At 65.8% G+C, this 18,802-nt stretch carries 16 protein-coding genes; 12 read left to right on the forward strand and 4 right to left on the reverse strand.

What is annotated here, in order from left to right; genetic code table 11:
• Nucleotides 1-109: 109 nt before the first annotated feature.
• The 6 genes from ACH2CY_RS11345 (at nucleotide 110) to ACH2CY_RS11370 (ending at nucleotide 7,125) form a co-directional block, all read left to right on the forward strand.
• Nucleotides 110-1,672 carry a GMC family oxidoreductase gene (locus ACH2CY_RS11345; protein WP_395019076.1) on the forward strand — a complete coding sequence of 521 codons (1,563 nt, stop codon included), beginning with the start codon at nucleotides 110-112 and terminating at the stop codon, nucleotides 1,670-1,672.
• Entirely contained in the window at nucleotides 1,669-2,136 is a 468-nt protein-coding gene (locus ACH2CY_RS11350; protein ID WP_395019077.1) for a hypothetical protein, read from the forward strand. Before ACH2CY_RS11345 ends, ACH2CY_RS11350 begins: the two co-directional genes overlap by 4 nt.
• Nucleotides 2,137-2,301: 165 nt before the next feature.
• Entirely contained in the window at nucleotides 2,302-2,982 is a 681-nt protein-coding gene (locus ACH2CY_RS11355) for a FadR/GntR family transcriptional regulator (protein WP_395019078.1), read from the forward strand.
• A 37-nt stretch (nucleotides 2,983-3,019) separates the two neighbouring features.
• On the forward strand, nucleotides 3,020-4,606 hold the full coding sequence (gene ggt / locus ACH2CY_RS11360; protein WP_395019080.1) for a gamma-glutamyltransferase: 1,587 nt from the start codon (nucleotides 3,020-3,022) through the stop codon (nucleotides 4,604-4,606).
• Nucleotides 4,607-4,619: 13 nt separating this feature from the next.
• A complete protein-coding gene (locus tag ACH2CY_RS11365) occupies nucleotides 4,620-6,134 on the forward strand; it encodes an acyl--CoA ligase (RefSeq protein WP_395019081.1) in 1,515 nt (504 codons plus the stop codon).
• Between the two features lie 10 nt (nucleotides 6,135-6,144).
• On the forward strand, nucleotides 6,145-7,125 hold the full coding sequence (locus tag ACH2CY_RS11370) for a 2-dehydropantoate 2-reductase (protein WP_395019083.1): 981 nt from the start codon (nucleotides 6,145-6,147) through the stop codon (nucleotides 7,123-7,125).
• Here the strand turns inward: ACH2CY_RS11370 and ACH2CY_RS11375 are convergent, their stop codons facing one another.
• Entirely contained in the window at nucleotides 7,126-8,661 is a 1,536-nt protein-coding gene (locus tag ACH2CY_RS11375) for a trimethylamine methyltransferase family protein (protein ID WP_395019085.1), read from the reverse strand.
• A gap of 92 nt (nucleotides 8,662-8,753) precedes the next feature.
• On the opposite strand from ACH2CY_RS11375, the gene ACH2CY_RS11380 reads away from it, so the two are divergent.
• Together ACH2CY_RS11380 and ACH2CY_RS11385 are read left to right on the forward strand one after the other, a co-directional pair.
• Nucleotides 8,754-10,226 carry a D-alanyl-D-alanine carboxypeptidase/D-alanyl-D-alanine-endopeptidase gene (locus tag ACH2CY_RS11380; RefSeq protein ID WP_395019086.1) on the forward strand — a complete coding sequence of 491 codons (1,473 nt, stop codon included), beginning with the start codon at nucleotides 8,754-8,756 and terminating at the stop codon, nucleotides 10,224-10,226.
• 97 nt (nucleotides 10,227-10,323) lie between these two features.
• A complete protein-coding gene (locus tag ACH2CY_RS11385) occupies nucleotides 10,324-11,643 on the forward strand; it encodes an alpha-glucosidase/alpha-galactosidase (RefSeq protein WP_395019088.1) in 1,320 nt (439 codons plus the stop codon).
• Between the two features lie 68 nt (nucleotides 11,644-11,711).
• Here ACH2CY_RS11385 and ACH2CY_RS11390 read toward each other — a convergent pair whose 3' ends face one another.
• Nucleotides 11,712-12,611: a helix-turn-helix domain-containing protein gene (locus ACH2CY_RS11390; RefSeq protein WP_395019090.1), complete on the reverse strand. Its 900-nt coding sequence runs from the start codon at nucleotides 12,609-12,611 to the stop codon at nucleotides 11,712-11,714.
• 132 nt (nucleotides 12,612-12,743) lie between these two features.
• Here ACH2CY_RS11390 and ACH2CY_RS11395 point away from each other — a divergent pair, with 132 nt between their 5' ends.
• From ACH2CY_RS11395 to ACH2CY_RS11405, 3 genes are read left to right on the forward strand one after another with little or no spacing between them, the layout of a single operon-like run.
• Nucleotides 12,744-14,009, forward strand: coding sequence for an ABC transporter substrate-binding protein (locus ACH2CY_RS11395; RefSeq protein WP_395019091.1), 1,266 nt, complete (start codon nucleotides 12,744-12,746; stop codon nucleotides 14,007-14,009).
• 37 nt (nucleotides 14,010-14,046) lie between these two features.
• Nucleotides 14,047-14,934, forward strand: coding sequence for a carbohydrate ABC transporter permease (locus ACH2CY_RS11400; protein WP_395019093.1), 888 nt, complete (start codon nucleotides 14,047-14,049; stop codon nucleotides 14,932-14,934).
• Entirely contained in the window at nucleotides 14,931-15,773 is an 843-nt protein-coding gene (locus ACH2CY_RS11405) for a carbohydrate ABC transporter permease (RefSeq protein WP_395019094.1), read from the forward strand. The genes ACH2CY_RS11400 and ACH2CY_RS11405 overlap by 4 nt, the downstream gene beginning before the upstream one ends.
• A gap of 147 nt (nucleotides 15,774-15,920) precedes the next feature.
• Here ACH2CY_RS11405 and ACH2CY_RS11410 read toward each other — a convergent pair whose 3' ends face one another.
• Nucleotides 15,921-16,694 (reverse strand): ferredoxin--NADP reductase, encoded by a 774-nt coding sequence (locus tag ACH2CY_RS11410; RefSeq protein ID WP_395019096.1) that lies wholly within the window; start codon nucleotides 16,692-16,694, stop codon nucleotides 15,921-15,923.
• Nucleotides 16,695-16,908: 214 nt separating this feature from the next.
• Between ACH2CY_RS11410 and ACH2CY_RS11415 the strand changes: the two genes are divergently transcribed.
• Nucleotides 16,909-17,394 carry a MarR family winged helix-turn-helix transcriptional regulator gene (locus ACH2CY_RS11415; protein ID WP_395019098.1) on the forward strand — a complete coding sequence of 162 codons (486 nt, stop codon included), beginning with the start codon at nucleotides 16,909-16,911 and terminating at the stop codon, nucleotides 17,392-17,394.
• Here ACH2CY_RS11415 and ACH2CY_RS11420 read toward each other — a convergent pair whose 3' ends face one another.
• Nucleotides 17,395-18,744, reverse strand: coding sequence for a hypothetical protein (locus ACH2CY_RS11420; RefSeq protein ID WP_395019100.1), 1,350 nt, complete (start codon nucleotides 18,742-18,744; stop codon nucleotides 17,395-17,397).
• Between the last annotated feature and the right edge of the window lie 58 nt (nucleotides 18,745-18,802).

Consider the following 18,802-nt stretch of genomic DNA (forward strand, 5'->3'; position numbering starts at 1 on the left):
TTGGAGCTTTGGTCCCGTCTGCGAACGCTCTCTTGATTGAATGATAGACTGGCGCCGAAAAAAGTGAAAACACTATCCGCATGTTTCACCGTCATTGGTCCCGGCTTCGATGTCGCAATCTCCGGAAAATTGGTTCGACTACCTGATCATTGGTTCCGGGACGGCAGGCGCGGTGCTCGCGTCACGCTTGAGCGAAGACCCGGCCATCAAGGTCGGTCTGGTCGAGGCCGGCGGCGCGCCGGAAGATCCACGCATCGCCGACCCACGCGCCTGGCCGCTGCTGCAAGGGAGCGCGGTCGACTGGGGCTACCGAACCCAGCCGCAGCGCCATGCCGCTAACCGCGTCTTCGACTGGCCGCGCGGCAAGGTGATCGGCGGCTCGACAGCGATCAACGCCATGGCCCATGTGCGCGGCCATGCCGACGACTTCGCCGCCTGGGACTGCGCCGGCTGGGGCTTCGCCGACCTGATGCCCTATTTCCTGAAGTCCGAGACCTACACGTCGGACGCTTCCGCGTTCCACGGTGACAGCGGCCCGCTGCATCTCATCCGCCCGCGCGACCCGCATGCGATCACCAAAGCCTATATGGCGGCAGGCGAGGAGGCGGGCTTTGCGCCGACTGCGGATCACAACGGCCCACAGATGACCGGGCCTTGCACCAACACGCTCACCATCAAGGACGGCAAGCGCCAGACCATCGCCGATGCCTATCTGACGCCGGCATTGAATCGGCCCAACCTCACCCTGCTGCCCTGGACCGAGGTCCAGTCGCTGATCGTCGCGCGCGGAAGATGCACCGGCCTTCTCGCCAAGACCAAGGACGGTGCCGTCACCTTGCGGGCCGATCGCGTGATCGTTGCGACCGGCGCGCTCGCCTCGCCCTGCCTGCTGATGCGTTCGGGCGTCGGCCCGGCGGACGAGCTGAAAGCGCTCGGCATCCCGGTCCATGCCGATCTGCCGGGGGTCGGGCGCAATCTGCATGACCATCTGCTCTCCGGCGGCAATGTCTATCGCGCGAAACGCCCGGTGCCGCCCTCGCAATACCAGAACTCGGAATCGCTGATGTACCTGCCGCGCAACGGCGCAGCCGGTGCGCCGGAGCTGGTGCTGGCTTGCGTCATCGCTCCGGTGGCGACCGAGCAGTTCACCGCACCCCCCTTCGGCGAGGCCTATACCGTGATGTTCGGCTTCACCCATCCGAAGAGCCGCGGCACGATCCGCTTGGCCTCGGTCGATGCGAACGTGCCGCCGCTGATCGATCCCAACTACTTGGCCGAAGACTACGACCGCGACTGCTATCTCGACGCCCTGGAGACGGCGCGCGCTGTCGGCAGCGCCGCAGCCCTGGCCGAGTGGCGCGGCGCGGAGATGCTGCCGGGTCCCAGCGTCACCGACCTAGCGGCGAAGCGCGATTTCTTGGAGAAGGCGGCCTTCACCCACCATCATCCGGTCGGAACTTGTCGCATGGGCGAGGGAAAGGACGCCGTGGTCGATCTGGAAATGAAGGTGCAGGGCATCGACGGCCTCTCGGTTTGCGACGCCTCGGTCATCCCGACCATCACCACCGGGCCGGTCAACGCCGCGATCGTCGCGATGGCGGAGCGGTACAGCGACCTTCTGAAGGGCAAGGCACCGCTGACGCCCCTCCTGCCGCTGGGGTTCCCCGTATGACGCGGTTTTTCTCCCTTTTTGCCGCGGCATCCCTGCTCGCGGGCTGCGCCGGCGGCGTGACGGAGTCCGGCGATCCCAAGGTGATGATCCAGATCGCCAATGCCGGGGCGGAACCGCTGCAATGCCGCATGATCTTTGGCCATTGGGTGGAGCGCGACCTCGGCCTGGCGGAAATCGGCGATGGCGGCGCGGAGGATATCTTCGTGACAGTCAGTCAGCAGCCGCAAGACGGCGCGCTCTATGTCATGCGCCCGGACGGCGCGCGCCGCATGATGCTCGAGAACATCTTCTGCGCCCGCCCCAATGACTGGCAGGCCACGGTCGGTCAGATCGATCTCGCATCTGTGCGCATGGCACGACCGGCGACGGTCGAGGTGCGTTGCGCCTTACCGCAGAACGGCGGTCGGGTGACCTGTGGCAAGCCGGCGTTTACCTCAGTCGGCTCATCCACCGCCGTGGAGTGATCTGCAAGAGCCTCGAGCCAGCAGCGTAAACCCCGCGCGGGCCGTCGGATTGATACCTATCACGATTGGTATCAATTTGATTTCCGCCGGCGGACGCTTGCATACGGCCGCGCGAAGTGTCAACAATCGGAGCCGTTTCCGATACCAATTGACGGATGGTTTCAAATGCCGCGCCGTGAACGTGCGATGGCCAAGCTGACCGAGGTGCTGGCCGGCCCGGATTATCCGGCCAACAGCCGCCTGCCGGCCGAGCGCGAGCTTGCGGTGCAGTTGGGCCTCAGCCGCAGCGCGCTGCGCGAGGCGCTCGAAGTCCTGGAGGCGCAGGGCAAGGTCTGGCGCCATGTCGGCCAGGGTACTTTCGTCGGCACCCGGCCGGCGCCAGTGCCCGCATCGCTCAGCCTAGTCACGTCGCGCACCAGCCCGAGCGAAGTCCTGGAAACGCGCCTGCTGCTCGAACCCCTGCTCGCCCGGATGGCCGCGCTGCGTGCGACCGACGCAGAGATCGAGCAGATGGAAGTTTTGCTGGAGAAGAGCGAAGCCGCGCGCGATGCCAAGACCTGGGAACTCTGGGACGGCCGCCTGCACCGCGCGGTCGCGGAAGCGGCGCATAACGGGCTGCTGCTCTCGATCTTCGACGCCTTCAACGCGATGCGCCGCCAGGCGAAATGGGGCGCCTTGCGCCAGGCCGCGCTGACGCCGGCGCGGCACGCCGCCTATTGCGCGCATCACCGCGCCTATGTCGCCGCCATCGCCGCCCGCGATCCCGCCAAGGCCGAGGCGCTGATGAAGAAACATATTGAGGCCGTGCGCGACGGCCTGCTCGGCGCCGCTGCGGCGGCGGAATAGTCCAGACCCAATCCCATGCAGAGGTTGCCGCATCATCATGCGTGATTTCCAGTCTCCCGGCCGCTCGCCGCTCCGCGTCACCGAGGCGGCCGCCTCGACCTCGCATCCGCTGGCCACGGTGGCGGCGATCGAGATGCTGAAGGCCGGCGGCAATGCGATCGACGCCGCGATCACCGCGGCGGCGGTCCTCGCGGTGGTCGAGCCGCAATCGACCGGCATCGGCGGCGACGGCTTCCTGCTCTATGCGCCGAAGGGCGAGGGCAAGGTCATCGCCTATAACGGCTCCGGCCGCGCGCCGCGGCGGGCGACGGTCGATTGGTATCTCGGGCAGGGCGTCAACGCGGTGCCTACCTACGGCGTCCATGCCGTGACCTATCCGGGCCTGGTCGACGCCTGGTGCCGCATCCATGCCGACCACGGCAGCAAGCCGCTGGAGCAGATCCTGGCGCCGGCGATCCGCTATGCGGAGGAGGGCTACATCGTCGCCGACCGCGTCGCCTTCGACTGGGCCCACTGCGCCGAGCGCTTCGCCGCGCAGCCGAATGTCGATCCGGTGCTCCTCCCCAACGGCCGCACGCCGAAGGCCGGCGAGAAGCTGCGCGATCCGCGCCTCGCCGAAACCCTGCGCAAGATCGCCCGGCAGGGCCGCGACGGTTTTTACCGGGGCTCGGTCGCCGAGGACATCGTCCAGCACCTGAAGAGCCTCGGCGGCCTGCACGAGATGGACGATCTCGCCGGCACGCAGGGCGACTATGTCGAGCCGATCTCGACCAACTATCGCGGCACCGACATCTTCCAGATGCCGCCCAACAACCAGGGCATCACCGCACTGTTGATGCTGAACGTCCTCAGCGGCTTTGAATTGGGCAAGCTCGATCCGTTGAGCGCCGAGCGGCTGCATCTCGAGATCGAGGCCGGACGCCTCGCCTATCGCGACCGCAACGCCCTGATCGGCGACCCGGGCCAGGCCAACATCCCCACCCGGGAGCTCCTGGCGAAGGACTATGCCGCGAAGCTGCAGCAGCGGATCAGCCGCGACCGCGCCATCGCCGACCTGCCGCCGCCGCTGCTGGAGGCGAGCGACACGGTCTATCTCTGCGTCGTCGATCGCGACCGCAACGCGGTCAGCCTGATCAACTCGACCTATCATTCCTTTGGCAGCGGCGTGGTCGCGCCAAAGAGCGGCGTCATCCTGCAGAACCGCGGTTCCAGCTTCCGCCTCGACCCGAAGCACCCGAACGCGATCGCACCGGGCAAACGGCCGATGCACACGATCATGCCGGGCATGGCGGTGAAGGACGGGCGCGCACTGATGCCCTACGGCGTGATGGGCGGCGACTATCAACCGTTCGGCCATGTGCATCTGCTGACCAATATTCTCGACTTCGGCATGGACCCGCAGGCCGGCCTGGACTGCGGCCGCGTCTTCTACGACAGCGGCAATGTCGAGGCGGAGCGCGGCATTCCGGCGGCGGCGGTCGCCGGCTTGAAGCAGCGCGGCCACAACGTGATCGAGGCGCCGGAGCCCTTGGGCGGCGGGCAGGCCATTCAAATCGATCACGCGAGCGGCACGCTGACCGCCGGCTCCGATCCGCGCAAAGACGGCTGCGCGCTCGGTTACTGAGGAAGGAACAAGCATGAGTGAAGTGACGACAGTCGCCGAACTGCTGCGGCGCGGCGACGGCAAGGCGGAGGCGATCGGCGCGCCGGAGCGCCGCACCATGACTCGCGCCGAGCTGGTCGCGCTGGTGGACAAGGTCGGCGGCGCGTTGCGCGGCGTCGGCGTCGGGCCGCAGGATGCCGTTGCCATCGTGATGCCGAACGGCCCGGAGATGGCGGCGATGTTCCTGGCGGTGGCCGCCGCCGCGACCGCGGCGCCGCTCAACCCCGCCTATCGCGAGGACGAGTTCGACTTCTATCTCGATGACCTGCAGGCTAAGGCGCTGCTGATCCAGGCCGGCCCCGATGCGCCTGCGCGCGTGGTTGCGGCGCGCCGCGGCATCCGGGTCATCGACGTCACGCCGGATCTCAATGGCCCAGCCGGCGCCTTCACCCTCTCGGTCCCCTTCGCCGATGCCGGGCCGATGCAGCCCGATCCGGATCACGTCGCTTTGGTACTGCACACCTCGGGCACCACCTCGCGTCCGAAGATCGTGCCGCTGCGCCAACGCAATCTCGCCGCCTCGGCCCGGCACATCGCCCAGACCCTGGCACTGACACCGGTCGATCGCAGCCTGGTCATCATGCCGCTCTTCCATATCCACGGCCTGATCGGCGCCTTGCTGTCCTCGATGTATGCGGGGGCGAGCGCGCATTGCCCGCCGGGTTTCAACGCGTTGAAGTTCTTCGGCTGGCTCGATGAGGCGAAGGCGACCTGGTATTCGGCGGTGCCGACCATGCACCAGACCATCCTCGCCCGCGCCGACCGCAACCAGGAGATCCTGGCGCGGCGCAAGCTGCGCTTCATCCGCTCGTCCTCGGCCTCGCTGCCGCCGCCGGTGATGAAGGCGCTGGAGCAGACCTTCGGCTGCCCAGTGCTGGAATCCTACGGCATGACCGAGGCCACGCATCAGATGGCGAGCAACCCGCTGCCCCCTGCACCGCGCAAGCCGGGCTCGGTCGGCATCGCTGCGGGACCGGAAGTCGCGATCATGGACCACGACGGTAACCTGCTGCCGCGGGGCACGATCGGCGAGATCGTCATCAAGGGGCCGAACGTCACTTCGGGCTATCTCAACAACCCGAAAGCCAACGCGGAGGCCTTCACCAACGGCTGGTTCCGCACCGGCGACCAGGGGATCATGGATGCCGACGGCTATGTAAGCCTGACCGGCCGGCTGAAGGAGATCATCAACCGTGGCGGCGAGAAGATCGCGCCGCGCGAGGTCGATGACGTGATCATGGACCATCCGGCGGTGGCGCAGGTTGTCACCTTCGGCATGCCGCATGAGAAGCTCGGCGAGGAAGTCGCCGCCGCCGTGGTGCTGAAGGAAGGCCAGAGCGTCGCCGAGAAGGAGCTCCGCGATTTCGTCGCCGGCAAGCTCGCCGACTTCAAGGTGCCGAAGAAGATCCTGTTCATGCCCGAGATCCCCAAGGGAGCCACCGGCAAGCTGCAACGCATCGGCCTGGCGAAAAAGCTGGGACTTGGGTGAGAAGCGGGCGATGAAGTTCTGCATTTACGGCGCGGGTGCGATCGGCGGGCTGATCGGCGCGCATCTTGCCCGCACCGGCGAGCATGTAACCCTGATCGCGCGCGGCGCGCATCTCGCGGCGATGCGCGAGAAGGGCTTGAAGGTCAGCGGCCATAGCGGTGACTTCACCGTGCATCCCCGGGTGACCGAGGACCCCGCCGAGGCCGGGCCGCAGGATTTCGTCATCGTCGCCTTGAAGGCGCATCAGGTGGCGGCGATCGCCGAGAAGATGAGGCCGCTGCTCGGGCCGAAGACCGCCGTGGTGATGGCGGTCAACGGTTTGCCCTGGTGGTATTTCTACGGGCTCGACTGCCCGCTGAACGATCGCCGCCTGCCGATCGTCGATCCCGGCGATGCGCAATGGAAACACATCGGCCCGGAGCGGGTGATCGGCTGCGTGGTCTATCCCGCCGCCGAAGTGATCGCCCCGGGCGAATTGCGTCATGTCGAGAATGACCGCTTCAGCCTCGGCGAGCCCAGCAACCAGAAGACCGCGCGCGTCACCGCCTTGAGCAAGGCCTTCGTCGCCGCCGGCTTCAAGGCGCCGGTCAAGACCGACATCCGCACCGAGATCTGGGTCAAGCTCTGGGGCAACGTCGCCTTCAACCCGTTGAGCGCGCTGACCGGCGGCACCTTGAAGAGCATCGCCGAGGATCCCGCCACCCGCGCAGTCGTGCGCGGCGTGATGGACGAGGCCGAAGCAATCGCCAACCAGCTCGGCATCACCATGCCGATCCCGGTCGAGAAGCGGATCGACGGCGCCGCCGGCGTCGGCGAGCACAAGACCTCGATGCTGCAGGATTTCGAACGCGGCCGCCCGGTGGAACTCGACGCGATCGTCGGCGCGGTCGCGGAACTGGGCCGGCTGGTGAACGTGCCGACCCCGATGATCGACACGGTCTACGCGCTGACCAAGCACAAGGCGATGAAGGCGGGGTTGTATCAGGGGTAGCTATCCGTCCAACCCCGTTTTCCCGATCTCCACCTTCCGCCGCGCCACATACTCCGCCAGCGCATCCTTGCGTGCGACATCCAGCGGCGGCGCCTCATAGTTGGCCAGCAGCTCCTTCCAGATCGCATGCGCGCGTTGGGTCGCGTCGATCGAGCCGGCTTCCTTCCAGGTCTCGTAATTGCGCCAGTCGGAGACCATCGGCTGGTAGAAGGCGGTCTCGAACCGTGCCAAGGTATGCTGGCTGCCGAAGAAATGCCCGCCGGCCGCGACCTCATCATGCGCCGAGAGGCCGATCTCGACATCGTCGATGACGACCGGCCGCACGAACTCCGCCATCATCTGCATCATCTCGGCGTCGAGCACCATCTTCTCGAAAGAGGCGCAGAGTCCGCCTTCCAGCCAGCCGGCGCCGTGGTGGATCAGATTGCCGCCGCCGATCACCGCCGCCCAGAGCGACATCTCGCTCTCGTAGGCCGCTTGGGCATCGACCGCGTTGGACGCGTTCACGTTGGAGGTGCGGTAGGGCAGGTTGTAGCGCCGCGCCAGCTGTCCGCCGGCGATGGCGGCACGGGCATATTCCGGCGTGCCGAAGGCGGGCGCACCGGAACGCATATCGACATTCGAGGTGAAGCCGCCATAGACCACCGGCGCCCCAGGACTGGCCATCTGCGCGAAGGCGAGCACACCCAGCGCCTCGGCATTCTGCTGCACCAGCGCACCCGCCAGCGTGACCGGGCTCATCGCGCCCTGCAAGGTGAAGGGTGTCACGATGGCCGGTTGGCGCGTGCGCACCAGCTGCAGCAGGCCGCTCACCATTTCCTTGTCGACCCGGCGCGGGGAATTGACGCTGATCACCGACATGATCGCCGGCTGCGTCGAGAGTTCGGAGACATCGGCCCCGCGGGCGATCGCCGCCATCGCCATCGCATCGGCTATGCGCGTGCCGCCAATCGCGCGGCCGAAGAAGGGCCGGTCGGTCAGGGTCAGGAAAGCAAAGGCCGTATCGAGATGCCTGGTGTCGGCCGGCAGGTCGATCGCCTCGACCGGCGCGCCGCCGCAGAAATGCAGCACGTTGAGGCTCTGCTCCAGGCGGATGAGATCGCATTGGTCCTGGTAGGTGCCGGGCCGCCGCCCGCGCTCCAGGTCGGAGCAGTTCGGCGGTCCGCCGACCGTGCCGAAGGCGATCTCGCGGCCGCCGATCCCGATCCGCTTCGCCGGATTCCAGGAGAAGACCTCGGCCTTCGCGGGTGCCAACCCGATGAAATGCGCGACCACCTCCGCCGGGAAGCGGACCATGCGGCTGTCGAGGTCGACCTTGGCGCCGTTGGCGGCGAGGATCTGGAGCGCCTCGTCGTTCTGGAACTCGAGGCCGTAATCCGACAGCAGCTTGAGGCTGGCGACATGGATGCGCTCGACCTGCTCTTCGCTCAGCACCTCGAGCGGCCGGAAACTGTTCTCGACCCGGCGCCAGGGCAGCTGCTTCGGCCCGGTGCCGCGCCGCTCGCGCACCCGCCGCGCCCGCACCGATTCCGTCATCGCTTCCGCCCCCCTGGATTCATGATCGCAAGGCTATAACAGGGCCGGGGCCCTGGGGATGAGTTTTGTCGAAACGCGGCTGCCTATTCCTCATGCCTGCTTTCGATGCCATGATCCGCGCCCCATCCACCGGATTCGCCCGCCGCATGCGCCGCTGCCTCGCCGTCCTCTTCCTGACAGCCATCTGGGCGATGCCCGGTCTCGCCGAGCCGCAGGCGACCCCGGAGATGAAAGCGATCGCGAAGGCCGGCTTCGCGCCGGAGGATATCGGCTTCGTGCTGATCGACCTCGACGACGGCCGCGCGCTCGCCGAGCAGACCGCCGACGCGCTGTTCATCCCGGCCTCGGTCGCCAAGCTGGCTGTGGTCTATCCGGCGCAGCAATTGCTCGGCGCCGATTACAAGTTCCAGACCCGGCTCTATCGGTCCGGCGATACGCTCTACCTAAAAGGCGGCGGCGATCCGGTGCTGACCAATATCGAGCTCCGCGATCTCGCGCTCCAGGTTCAGGCGCTGCAACCGAAAGGAGGCTGGAAGGCGTTCTTCTACGATGCCGGCGCCACCGGTTCGGTGCCGGAGGTGAGCAACGACCAGCCGATCCAGGCCACCTATAATGCCGGTGTCGATGCCTTGAGCGTTGACTTCAACCGCATCCAGGTGAACTGGTCGCGCGACGAAGAAGGCAAGCTTGCCTTCCACGCCCGCGCCGTGGCCGATGGGCTGAACGTGCCCGCCGATTGGGTGCAGTTCATGCCGGCGGAGAGCGAGACGCCGCCGGGTGCCAACTTCCTCTTCGCGGGCGACGGCTCCGACGAAAGCTGGCTCTATGCATCGGATCTCCCGGAGAGCCTGCCGGAGGAAGGCGCCATCTTCCTGCCGGTGAAGCAGCCGGCCCTGAACACCGCGCGTGTCTTCCGCGCGCTGGCCCAGCGCAACGGCATCGCCTTGCCGGAACCGCAGGAAGGAATGGTGCCGCCGGATGCCGTCCTGGCCGGAACGGTCGAGAGCCCGCCGCTGGCCGAGGTCATGACCGGGCTCTTGAAGTTCAGCAACAACATGACGGCGGAGCTGATCGGCATGGCGACCAGCCGGAAGCTGACCGGCCAGGTCCTCGGCCCCCCCGAATCCAGCGCCGCCCTGGGCGACTGGCTGCGGCAGCATCTCTCTTATGTCGACTGGACCGGCTTCAAGCTGGTCAACCATTCGGGCCTCTCCAGCGAGAGCCGCGCCTCGCCGCGGCAGATCGCGGCGGTCCTGATGGCGATGGCGCGCGAGCCGGTTCTGGCCGGCATGCTCAACAAGATCATGGGCGACGACCCGAAGGCCGAGGCGGCGGCGAAGAGCGGTACCATGGATTTCGCCTGCGGCCTCGGCGGCTTCCTCACCGCCAAGAGCGGCAAGCGCCTCGCCTTCGCGATCTTCCTGCTGGATCGCGAGAAACGCAGCGCGCTGGACGCCAGCTTCGACCGCCGCGTCCTCGCCCCCACGCCGGGGGCGCGGAACTGGCTCGGCCGCGCCCATGCCCTGGAAAACACCCTGTTAAAGAGCTGGCGCGAGCGCTTCTAGGCCGCTGGCTTTCGGGAAAGCTCTCCGGGGAAACGGCAAGAACCCGGATCTTGGCCCATGCGATACCCTGACGGGCTGAGTTGAGAGGTTTCGCTTTATGACCAAGATTACCCTGATCGGCGCCGGCAGCACGGTGTTCGCGCAGAACATCCTCTCCGATGTGCTGAGCAATCCCGAGCTGGCCGAGAGCGCCATCAGCTTGCACGACGTCGACCCCGAGCGGCTCGCCACCTCCGAGATCGTGGCGCGGCGCATCGGCGAGACCCTGGGTCTCGCGAAGCTCCATGTCGATGCGACCACCGACCGGCGCAAGGCGCTGCAGGGCGCCGATTTCGTCATCCTGATGATGCAGGTCGGCGGTTATAAGCCGGCGACGGTGACCGATTTCGAAGTGCCGAAGCGTTTCGGCCTGCGCCAGACCATCGGCGACACGCTCGGGATCGGCGGCATCTTCCGGGCCCTGCGCACGATTCCGGTGCTGCTCGACATCGCCCGCGACATGCGCGACCTCTGCCCGGACGCGCTGATGATGAACTACGTGAACCCGATGGCGATGAACTCCTGGGCGGTCACGCAGGCCGCACCGGAGCTCCGCTATGTCGGCCTCTGCCACAGCGTGCAGGAAACCTCGGCCCATCTCGCCCGCTGCTTGGGTGAGCCAATCGAGAGCATCGATTACGTCAGCGCCGGCCTGAACCACGTCGCCTTCTTCCTGAAATTCGAGAAGCGGCATCCGAACGGCGCGCGCGAGGACCTCTATCCGCGGCTGCGAAGGTTGGCAGAGGACGGCAGCTACCCGACAACCGACGCGGTGCGCTTCGAGACCATGAAGCGCTTCGGCCATTTCGTCACCGAATCATCCGAGCATTTCGCCGAGTATAATTCCTGGTTCATCAAGCGCGGCCGCGACGACCTGGTGAAGAAGTTCTCGGTGCCGCTCGACGAATATCTGGTGCGCTGCGAGGACCAGATCGCCGACTGGAACCGGCTGAAAGGCGAACTCGAGGACCAGGCCAAGCCGCTCGAGGTCTGCAAGAGCAACGAATATGCCGCCGCCATCATCCACGCCATGGTGACCGGCCGGCACAACCTGATCTACGGCAATGTCCGCAACAACGGCCTGATCGAGAACCTGCCGCCGGAATGCGCGGTCGAGGTGCCCTGCCACGTCGATCGCAACGGCATCCAGCCGATCCGCGTCGGCCGCGTCCCTGGCCAGCTCGCCGGCATCATGCGCCTGAGTGTCAACGTCCAGGAGATGACGGTGGCCGCCGCGCTCACCGGCAAACGCGAGCACATCTACCACGCCGCCATGCTCGACCCGCACACCGCCGCTGAGCTCTCGATGGACGAGATCAAGGAGATGGTCGACGCGATGATCGATGCGCACGGCAACTTGCTGCCGCGGTATCATTAGCGCGCTGATCTTCCGCCGGCACGATCCCCTCGTGATGCTTCCGTGCGCACGAATCGGAAGATCCAACCCTACTTCCTGAACTGCATCCGATAATCCCGCGGCGTCTTCCCCATATGCCGCTGGAAGGCGTCGTAGAAGCGGCTCAAGGACCCATAGCCGCAGGCAAACGCGATCTCGATGATCGCCATGTCGGTATCGACCAGCATCATCATCGCCTGGCTGAGGCGCTGGCGGCGCAGATACTGCGCGATCGACATGCCCAGCACCTTCTTGAACGCCACGGTTGCATTGGTCGGGTGCAGCCCGCCGACTTTGGCCACGTCCTCGACCTGGATCGGGTTGCCGAACTGGGCGTTGATGAAGGTGGTCATTTTCTGCACCCGGTCGATCATCCTGCGGTCGGCGGTCAGATGCTGCGGCTCGGCCTCGCCTTCGGGCGCTTCGGCTTCGATCGGGACGGCCGGCAGGGCATCCATCGCCAGTCGCTTCACCCGCAGCCGCACCTCGTCGCGCAGAATCTGCTCATGCGCCTCGTCGGCCGACTGCCATTCGCCGGCCCAGCGCCGGAACAGCAGCGGGTCGATCGCGTCCATTTTCGGCAGGGTGAGGATCCGGCCGCCCATCACCGCGCTCTTGAATCCGTCGCCGATGGAGAGGGCGAGGAAATCGGCGAAGGGCACGTAGACGCAGACCAACTCCACCTTGCCGTTCTTCGGCTTCTCGACCGCGATCACCTGGTGCGGGATCGCGGCCCAGAAGCAATAGACCTGGTTCTCGGCCAGCGGCACGCGGCGGCCGTTGAAGAGATAGGTCATGCCGCCGGAGAGCAGCAGGTTCAATTCGACATGGTCATGCCAATGCGCCTCCGGCATCGCCTCGGCGACGTGATGCTCGGCGAAGAAGGCGCTGGCTTTGAGGAAGCCGTCACTGACTTCCGGGGCTTCCAGGATCTCGGCGGCGACGGTCATGGCGGCAGAATGATACTCAAAAACGGGAATCTCCAGCGGTTTTACCGGTAGAAATACCGGATTCCCCGCCCCAGACTGCCGGATCAGTGGCAATCGACCCGGAAGCCAATCCGGGCAGCACAGGTGAGGGACATGCGCGGGAAAGCACTTTCAGGGGCGGCGCTGGCCGCCATCGTATTCGTCGCCGCCGGCGCGGCGCGCGCCGAGACCGAGATCACCTACCAGCTCTGGGGCTCGCCACAGGAAGGCGAGGTCTGGCAGAAGGTCGCCAAGGAGTTCGAAGCCCAGCATCCCGACATCAAGGTGAAGGTCGAGGTCAACGACTGGGATTCCTATTGGGAGAAGATCCGCGTGCTTATGGCCGGCGGCACGCCGCCCGACGTCTTTGCCATGGACGCGCCGCTTTATCCCGACTGGCAATCGCGCGGCGTGCTCCTCAATCTCCAGCCCTATATCGATGCCGAGCCCGGCATTCTCGACGACATCTACCCGATCACCCTGGAAGCCTACAAAACCAAGGACGGCTATTTCGGCCTGCCGCGGGATTTCCAGACCATCGTGCTCTACTACAACAAGGACATGTTCGACGCGGCGGGCGTGGCATACCCCAACGACGATTGGACCTACGACGACTTCCGCAAGGCGGCGAAGGCGCTGACCAAGGACCTGAACGGCGACGGCAGCATCGACCAATGGGGCTTCTGGGCCGAGGTGCTCGATCCCGAGCCCTATTGGGGCGCGGTGGTCTGGTCCTTCGGCGGCGACATCGTCGACATCCCCAACGGCAAGACCCTGATCGGCAGCGAGCAGGCCATGCAGGCCTGGCATTTCATCAACGACATGTGGCTCGAAGACAAGTCGATGCCGACCACCGAGCAGCTCCAGCAATACGGCACCGACGGCTTCCAGGCCGGCATCGCCGCGATGGGTGTCTCCGGCCATTGGTCGGTGCCGGATTACGCGCCGGCCAAGTTCAAATGGGCGGTGGCGCCGCTGCCGAAGGGTCCGGCCGGCCGGGCGACCGGTGTCAACTCCGCGGGCTTCGTGATCGCCAAGGCCAGCCCGCATCCGAAGGAAGCCTGGGAGTTCGTGAAATTCGCCACCGGCCCGGTGGGCCAGGCGGAAGCGGCGAAGATCGGCCTCGCCATCCCGATCCGGAAATCGGTGGCCGAAAGCCCGGCCTATCTTGCGCAGACCTCGGCCCCGATCGACCACAAGCTCTACATCGACGCCCTGCAATACGCGCATGTGAAACCCGTCTTCCGCGGCTATGAGGAATGGTCTGCCGCGGTGGGCGATGCCCTCAACAACGCCTGGACCGGCGCGATGCCGATCGATGACGCGGTCGCCGAAGCCGTGCAGAATGGCGACGACGCGCTGGCGAAGAACCGGCAATAGCGCCGGCGCTTCGTAACGCGCTGCACGGGGAGCCTGGATGAATTTCGGTTTGCGGCCCCTGGGCAGGGAGAAGCTCTGGGTGCTCCTGCTGCTCGGCCCCACCTTGCTGGGGCTGGCGGTGGGCGCCTTCGGCTCGATCTTCGCCACGCTCGGCTTGAGCTTCTTCCGCTGGGACCTACTGACGACGCCGGAATTCGTCGGCTTCGACAATTACCTCGGCCTCGCCGGCGACCGCATGTTCCTGCGCTCGCTCTCCAACACGATCATCTTCTCGCTGCTCTATGTGCCGCTCACCATCGTCTGCGCGCTGTCCGTGGCGCTGCTGCTGAACCGCCGCATCCACGGCGTCAGCCTGTTCCGCACGCTCTATTTCCTGCCGGTGATCTCCTCGCCGACGGCCGTGGGCCTGCTCTGGACCTGGATCTTTGCCCAGGATCAGGGCGTGTTGAACGCCATGCTCGGCAACCTCGGCATCCCGCCGGTCCGCTGGCTGGGGCCGAACATGGCGCTCTATTCGGTGGTGATCGTGAATGTCTGGGGTGCCATCGGCGAGGGCATGATCGTCTTCCTCGCCGGCCTGCAGGCGATCCCGCGCGAGCAATATGAGGCAGCGCATCTCGACGGCGCCAATGCCCTGCAGCGGCTCCTCTACGTCACCCTGCCGGCGATGGCGCCGAGCCTGTTCTTCCAGTCGGTGCTCTCGACCATCCACGCCTTCCAGGCCTTCGACTACATCTACATCCTGACACGGGTCGGCAACGGCAATTCCAGCGTGCCGACCCTGGTCTTCTCGATCTACCGCAACGGCTTCCGCTTCTTCCGCATGGGCGACGCGACGGCGCAGGCGATCGTGCTCACCGCGATCATCTTCCTCTTCACCCTGGTCTACTTCCGGATCCAGAAGCGCTGGGAGGTGCCGGCTTGATCCGCATCGAACCCGCACCCTGGGAAAGCAAATGGCCCGATCGTCTCGCCATGCTGGTGCTGCTGGTCGGCGCGGTCGCCATGGTCGGGCCCTTCGTCTGGATGCTCTCGACCTCATTGAAATTGCCGGAAGACACCTACACCCGGACGCTGATCCCGCCGACTCTCACCTTCGAAAACTACACGCGGATCTTCGAGCTCATGTCCTTCCAGACCCTGCTCTGGAACAGCATCAAGATCGCGCTGATCTCGACCTTCGGCCAGTTGCTGACCTGCTCGATGGCGGCCTTCGTCTTCGCGATCGTGAAATTCCCGGGACGGCACTTTCTCTTCGTGCTGCTGCTGGTGACCTTGATGGTCCCGCAGCAGATCACCGCGATTCCCCAATTCATCCTGTTCAAGTGGCTGGGTCTCTACGGCACCCAGGCGCCGCTCTATCTCCCGAGCTTCCTTGGCGGCGCCTTCGGCGTCTTCCTGATGCGGCAGTATTTCCTGACCATCCCGATCGAGCTTGCCGAAGCGGCACGGATCGACGGCGCCAGCCTGATGACCATCTATTGGAAGATCTACCTGCCGCTGGCGAAGCCGGCCTTGGCCGCCTTCGCGATCTTCGCCTTCCTGTTTTCCTGGAACGATCTCTTCACGGCGCTCATTTACCTGCCGAGCGATCTCGACAAGACCACCCTGCCGGTCGGCCTCGCGCTGTTTCAGGTTCAGTTCGCCGGCAAATGGACCATCATGATGGCGGCGGTGCTGGTCAGCGTCGCCCCGATCATGGTCGCCTTCTTCATCGCCCAGAAGCACTTCATCGAGGGCGTGGCGCTCAGCGGATTGAAGTGACGACCCTTTGGGTCGTCATGGTCCGCGATGGCGGACTATCCACGAGTTTCTCTCGAGCGATGGATGCAAACTCGTGGATCCTCCGCCTTCGCGGAGGATGACGAGTTCAAAAGCGGGAGAAACTTACTCCAGCGCCGAGCAGCCGTTTTACTTCTCGGCGAAGGCCTTCTCGATCACGAAATGGCCGGGCTCGCCCATGTTGCCTTCGTCGAATCCGCGGGCTTCGAGGATGCTGCGGAGGTCGCTCAGCATCGCCGGGCTGCCGCAGAGCATGACGCGGTCGGTCTCGGCGTTGAGCTGCGGCAGGCCGATGTCGTCGCAGAGCTTGCCATTCTCGATCAGCAGGCTGATCCGGCCGTTGTTCTTGTAGGGCTCGCGGGTGACAGTCGGGTAGTAGATCAGCTTCTCGTTCACCAACTCGCCGAAATGCTCGTCGGCCGGCAGCTTCTCCGAGATGAGATCGCCATAAGCCAGCTCCGCGATGGTCCGGCAGCCATGCACCAGCACGATCTTCTCGAACCGCTCATAGGCCTCGAGGTCGCGGATCACCGAGAGAAAGGGGGCGAGGCCGGTGCCGGTGCCGAGCAGATAGAGGTTCTTCCCCGGCAGCAGGTTGTCCTGGATCAGCGTGCCGGTCGGCTTCATGCCGACGACGACCGGATCGCCTTCCTTCAAGTGCTGAAGGCGCGAGGTCAGCGGGCCGTTCGGCACCTTGATCGAGAAGAACTCGAGATGGTCGTCATGGTTCGCGCTCGCCATCGAATAGGCGCGCAGCAGCGGCTTCCCCTCGACCTTGAGGCCGATCATGGTGAACTGGCCGTTCCGGTAGCGGAAGGCGGGGTTCCGGGTGGTCTTGAAGCTGAACAGCCGGTCGGTCCAGTGGTGGACGCTGAGGACGGTCTCTTCGTTGAGATTGCTCATGTTTCTGTCCGTTTTGCTGCGGCAGGCACGACCGAGATATCCGATATTGGGTGTATACATACGATCTCCAAGCCCCGCAATGCGACTTAGCGGGCAGAACCCATGCGGCTTCGACATATCGGCGCCCGATCTCGGCCTGAATAACCCCAGATCTTGCGTGTGTACTCACAAGCGCCTAGAACGGTGCGGTGTGACGTCGCCCCGGGGTTCGCCCATGCCTGCCAAGGCATCCCAAGCGAGACGCAGCACCGCTCCGGCCCCCAAGATCCACGCGGGCGCCGCCGCGGCGTTCTACGTGCTCGATCACCAGATCGGCTTCGCGCTGCGCCTCGCGCATCAGCGTCATTGCGCGCTCTTCGCCGCGCGGATCGGCGATGCGGAGCTGACGCCGACCCAATGGGCGGCGCTTGCCAAGCTATGGCAGACCGGTCCCACTTCGCAAAACCGTCTCGGCCGCCTGACCGGCATGGATGCCTCGACCATCCGCGGCGTGGTCAACCGGCTGATCAAGCGCGGCCTGGTGGACACGCGGCCCGATAAAGAGGATGCGCGCCTGCTGCTGGTCGGCCTGACGCGGGAAGGCACGCAGCTCTACCGCGCGCTGGCCGCCAACGCACTGGAGATCAGCGAGCAGACGCTCGCGCCGCTTGGCAAGGATGAGCGCGAGACCCTGATGCGGCTCCTGGACAAGATGCGCTGACTAGCCGATCTCGGGCGTTGACAGCAGCCAAAGTCCGAACAGGGTGTAGAACACCATCAATACCGCAAGCGGAATGCCCATGTGCACGGCCTGCTTGCGATCGGTGGTCTCGGCGCGCGCGATGCGATGCGCGGCCAAGGTCGCCAGGATATGCCCGACGACGATGATCGCGGTCTGCACCCGATAGGCCATGATGACACCCTCGGGGCCCAGCCCCATCGTGGTGCCATGCTGCAGCCCTTCATCCGGCAGCAGCGACCAGCCCAAAGTGAAGGGATCCGACAGCGCCAGGATCGCGGTCGGGAAATCGACGATCAGGCTCTGGAAGTAATGCGCGATGTGATAGGCGATCGAGATCGGCACGATCGAGAGCACGAAGCGGCAGAGCAGAGGACGCAATGATGCCTGCGCCCCTGCAAGCCACCGCCCCAGAGCGATCGCCGCCGCATAGAGTGCGCCCAGCGCGACCATGCTCAGCAGCAGGCCCAGCGTGTTGGCTCCGATCACTTCCGATCGGCCGGGATATTCCAGCGGGTTGAGCCCGAGCCATCCCACCCAGGAGAAGGTGCGCGACAATCCGTCGAACGAAACCGTGGCGAGCGTCACCAGCACGAAGACCGCGCTGCTCAAGTCGCCGGAGGACTCGCGCAACCGCTCTGCCGGTGGGCCAATGCGCGTCATGACCGCAAGCCTCGGCTCAGTGGCGAGCCGCCAGCTGCGCGTGCTCAACCGCCCGACCATGGCGAAGAACGCCGAGAAAGCCTCGCCCCGCGCGAGCCAGTGCGGACCGAACACCATCAGCGCGATGAAGTTGACCAGCCAGTAGAGGCTCACCGCGGTGGCGAGCCGGGTCGGGTCCTGCGGCGCCGGATAGATGAGCTCGAACCAGGCGAAGGCGACGAACTGCAGGATCGCCGGCCAATGGCCGAGACGCTCCGGATAGCGCAACAGCGGGCGCCGCGCTGCCAGGAGATAAAGTCCGATCCAGGGATTGGTGAAGCTCCAGAGGTCGCCGAACAGGGCCACGACCAGCGTGAAGCCCGCCCACCACAAGGTCCAGAGCACCGGCGGCAGCGGGTTGGCGATCGGGTCGGCGCTGCCCCAGAATCCCGCTGCGACCAGCAGGATGAGAAAGAGCAGGGTCACGAGGCTGACGCCGACGACGACGGCGCGGGGCAGCGCGCGCTCGACCCGCGCAATCTCGGATGCGGGCGCGCGGCGATGCAACCATGCGAGCACGATAAAGGAGACGAGCACCGCGGCGGCGCCACCGAGGATGTAGAGCTCGGTCGGCAGCAGCAGGATGAAGCCGGCAGCGCCGGCATGGGCTTCCGCTGCGCGCGTTGCCACGACCCAGAATGCGAGACTGAGCGCGAGCTTCAATTGGGATTGCCGCACCGTTCCCCCA

Source organism: Dongia sp. (assembly GCF_041905885.1).
In the GTDB taxonomy this organism is placed as follows: Bacteria; Pseudomonadota; Alphaproteobacteria; order Dongiales; family Dongiaceae; genus Dongia.